The sequence below is a fragment of the Salipiger sp. genome, from assembly GCF_059781815.1.
The window spans coordinates 1-3,221 of sequence record NZ_JBYNAH010000053.1 but is presented as its reverse complement, the minus strand read 5'-3'; the positions used below and the strand labels follow the sequence as shown (position 1 = coordinate 3,221).

2 protein-coding genes and 1 pseudogene are annotated in these 3,221 nt (G+C 65.3%); 2 read left to right on the top strand and 1 reads right to left on the bottom strand.

The genetic code is table 11. From position 1 onward, the window contains the following. Together AC6RA4_RS08360 and AC6RA4_RS08355 are read left to right on the top strand one after the other, a co-directional pair. Positions 1 to 521: pseudogene (locus AC6RA4_RS08360) on the top strand (glycosyltransferase family 2 protein); the annotation flags it as partial. 29 nt (positions 522 to 550) lie between these two features. Then, complete coding sequence (locus tag AC6RA4_RS08355) at positions 551 to 1,561, top strand: glycosyltransferase (protein ID WP_500159269.1); 1,011 nt, start codon at positions 551 to 553, stop codon at positions 1,559 to 1,561. A 739-nt stretch (positions 1,562 to 2,300) separates the two neighbouring features. Here AC6RA4_RS08355 and AC6RA4_RS08350 read toward each other — a convergent pair. Next, positions 2,301 to 2,471 carry a hypothetical protein gene (locus tag AC6RA4_RS08350; RefSeq protein WP_222603325.1) on the bottom strand — a complete coding sequence of 57 codons (171 nt, stop codon included), beginning with the start codon at positions 2,469 to 2,471 and terminating at the stop codon, positions 2,301 to 2,303. Positions 2,472 to 3,221 lie beyond the last annotated feature (750 nt).

The following is a 3,221-nucleotide window of genomic DNA, read 5'->3' as shown; positions in this document are numbered from 1 at the left end:
TGCCGGTGTTCCGCCGCGAGGCGCTCGAGGCGATCTCGTGGCGCCCGGCCAGCGAGACCAAGCGCGACTGGGTGTTCGACGAGACCTTCCGCCAGTCCGAGGACATCGAGTGCTGGCTGCGCTTTTCGCTCACCACCGACTGGAGCATGGAGGGCGTGCCCGGCCTGCTCACCGAGTACCGCATCAACAGCACCGGCCTCTCGGCCCGTACCGATGCCCAGCTCGCCGCGTGGGAGCGCATGGTGACCAAGCTGCGCCCCTCCGACCCGGCCTTCTTTGCCCGCCACGAGTCGGCGGCCCGCGCCTACCAGCTGCGCTACCTCGCCCGCCGCGCGGTGAGCAGCAACGAGGGCCAAACCGCCTGCGATCTGGTCTCGCGCGCCTTCTCCGAATCCCGCGCGCCGCTGCTGGAAGAGCCGGTGCGCAGCCTGACCACCATCGCCGCCGCAAGGCTCTGTGCCCGCTACGGCGATGCGCCGATGCGGATCGCCCGCAATGTCCTGACCGCCGTCCGGTCCTGAGTGTTCGTTTTCCCGAGGAGATGTTCGTGATGTCCAAGCTGCCCCACATCGTTCACCTGGTCGATGACACCACCCCCGGCGGGGTCATGCGGGTGCTGGATCACATCCACGACTCTCCGCTCATGGCGCAGTCTGCCCATCACGAGATCCGCGCCGTGCCGCGCAACAAGGGCATTGCAACGGTGAAGGCCGACATGATCGTCTCGCACCTCTCGGTGAGCTGGCGCCGGCTGCCGGCGCTGGTGTCGCTGCGGGCCCGGCATGCGCATCTGCCGATGGTGCATGTCGAGCACAGCTATACCGAGGCTTTCACCGCGCTGAACGTGCCGTCGAAGCTGCGCTTCTTCACCCTGTTGCGCAACGCCTACGCCTTGTTCGACACGGTGGTGGCGGTCAGCCAAGCGCAGGGCGAGTGGCTCACCGCGCGCCGGCTGGTGCAGCCGCAGGCGCTGCGGGTGATCCCCTCGGCGGTCGATCTGCAGGCCTTCCGCGCGCTGCCGGCCCCGCGTCCCGGTGGCCGGACCATCGGCGCCATCGGGCGGCTCGACCGGCAGAAGGGCTTTGACGTGCTGGTCCGCGCGGTGACCGAGATCCGCGACGGCGCGCTGCGGCTCGAGATCTTCGGCACTGGCGCAGAGGAAGAAAGCCTCCGCGCCCTTGCCAAGGGCGATGACCGCATCACGTTCCACGGTCACGCGATGTCCCCCGAAGACGCCATGCGCTCTGTCGATCTGGTGGCCATGCCCTCGCGCTGGGAGGCCTATGGGCTGGTGGCGCTCGAGGCGCGGGCCGCGGGCCGCCGGCTGGTGGTGTCCGATGTCGACGGGCTGCGCGACAGCGCCGGCCCGGGCGCCCGCTTCGTGCGCGGCCACGGCATCGCGAGCTGGAGCAACGCGCTGTCTCTGGCAGTGCGCAGCGGCAGCGAGGGCATGGACGAGACCCGCGCTGCCGGCGCGGCAACGGAATTTGCGGCGGCCTGGGCCAATCTGGTCGCCGAGCGGCTGGGCGCGACAGCGCCGGCGCTGCGCGCGGCGGGCTGAGCCGGTCGCGAAGGGAATTGCGTGTCCCAAGGGTCGGGGCAGGCAGACGAGGTTCGGTAACGGTTTTTCGGGATGTTCGGTAACCAGTGACCTTTTCCGTGCGGTCACCAGTGTGTCGGGGAGTGCGGTAAAGAGTGGCCCGGGCGGGACGTCATCGCTCCGTGTGTTTGGAGCGAGGGTCTGTCCGGGCAGGGTGTTTGTGTCTGTTCGCGTAACCAGTTGGTAAACGGTGACGGCCCTGTTGGCCGTTGGGTGCCAGTGTTGACGGTACGAGTGCTGTGCCTGTCACGAGTGTCGGTCTGTGTGACCGGTCCGTCTTTCTGCTTGAGCCGGGCTTGGCGGGGGCTTTCTGCAGCCCCCGCCGCTGGCTTTGCGGTCGGGAAGCGCCGCACGAAAGCTAAGCGAAGCGCCTGCCATGCAAAAAGATCAATGCTGCTTTGCAGAGACATGGGTTGTTCTGCAGTGCAGCATCGCTTATTTGTAGTCCAACGACATCGACACGATGTCCAAAAGTTTCCTGGGGTTCTCTCCTCCTCCCTGAACCCCGGAAATCAGCGGCGGCCCTCTCTCCTCCTCCCTGAGGGTCGCCGCGCTCCTCCCCTCCCGATACGATGATCGAGTTCCGGCGCCTGGCGCATCCTGCGTTGTACGGGAGCTGTGTCTGCGGCTGGGCGCGCCGTCAGACGTGACCGTGGGCGACCGATCGCCGCCCATGGTCGAATATCTCAGGTGAGATCGATCAGAGCGCGTCTGCGCGCTCGCGGCGCTCGCGCTGGGCGGAGACCGCTTCGAGGAGCAACTCCGGGTCTTCGTTGTCGGCGCAGACGCTGCGCGCGATATCGAAATCCGACATGCCGCGCTTGAGCAGGGTCTCTACGGCATTGGCCTGTTCGCGATTGAAAAGTGTCATGTGATCCTCTCCCTAAGGACTGCTGAACATGCAGGAAGACATGGGCAGACGGGCTGTCCAGTGAATGGGCCTTCCTGTGTGGCAACCCGTCCGAGCAGTGACGGGCCTTCGTGTTAGCACAGAACGGTAGCGCAACCAAGCCTTGGTACCCCGAAACGGGTTTCCAAGCGGTTTACACGCGCGGCGCGTGTTTTCCCAAGTCGCTCGCCGGAGATTCGTTTGCCGGGTTCTGCGCTGAAAAGATGTGCAGCGGATATGCCAATTGGTCGCAGATAGAGAGAATAGACCAAAGCCGCGCTTGAGATCCGGGATGCGCTGCCTAATTGGTGAAGGGACGCCCGGTCGCCCCAAATCCTCCCCAGGGGCGACCGGAACACGACTGGATGGCCCTTCTCCCTTTCAGCGCCATCCGTCTGACGGTCGGCCCGCCTCCTCCTCCCGGCGGGTCGACCTCCTATTGTCCGTGATGCGCACGACACAATACGGAGCGTGCAAAGTCCAGAAGATTTTCCGCCGCGCCGCGGCATCCGGTCGCAATCCAGAAAATTCAAATTTTAGAGAGCGTTGTGATCGACCAGAGGTTGCGACCCGTCGATCTCAAGACTCACGCGGACGCGGTCATGGCTCGAATCATCGAATCATTGATTCGTCTGGCGGTGAAACCTTGGCGGGGAAACCGTGGTGCCGGTGATAGGACTCGAACCTACGACCCCATCATTACGAATGACGTGCTCTACCAGCTGAGCTACA

Coding starts and splice junctions, on each gene's coding strand:
- AC6RA4_RS08355 (WP_500159269.1), top strand. CDS start 551: ATGTCCAAGCTGCCCCACATCGTTCACCTGGTCGATGACACCACCCCC.
- AC6RA4_RS08350 (WP_222603325.1), bottom strand. CDS start 2,471: ATGACACTTTTCAATCGCGAACAGGCCAATGCCGTAGAGACCCTGCTC.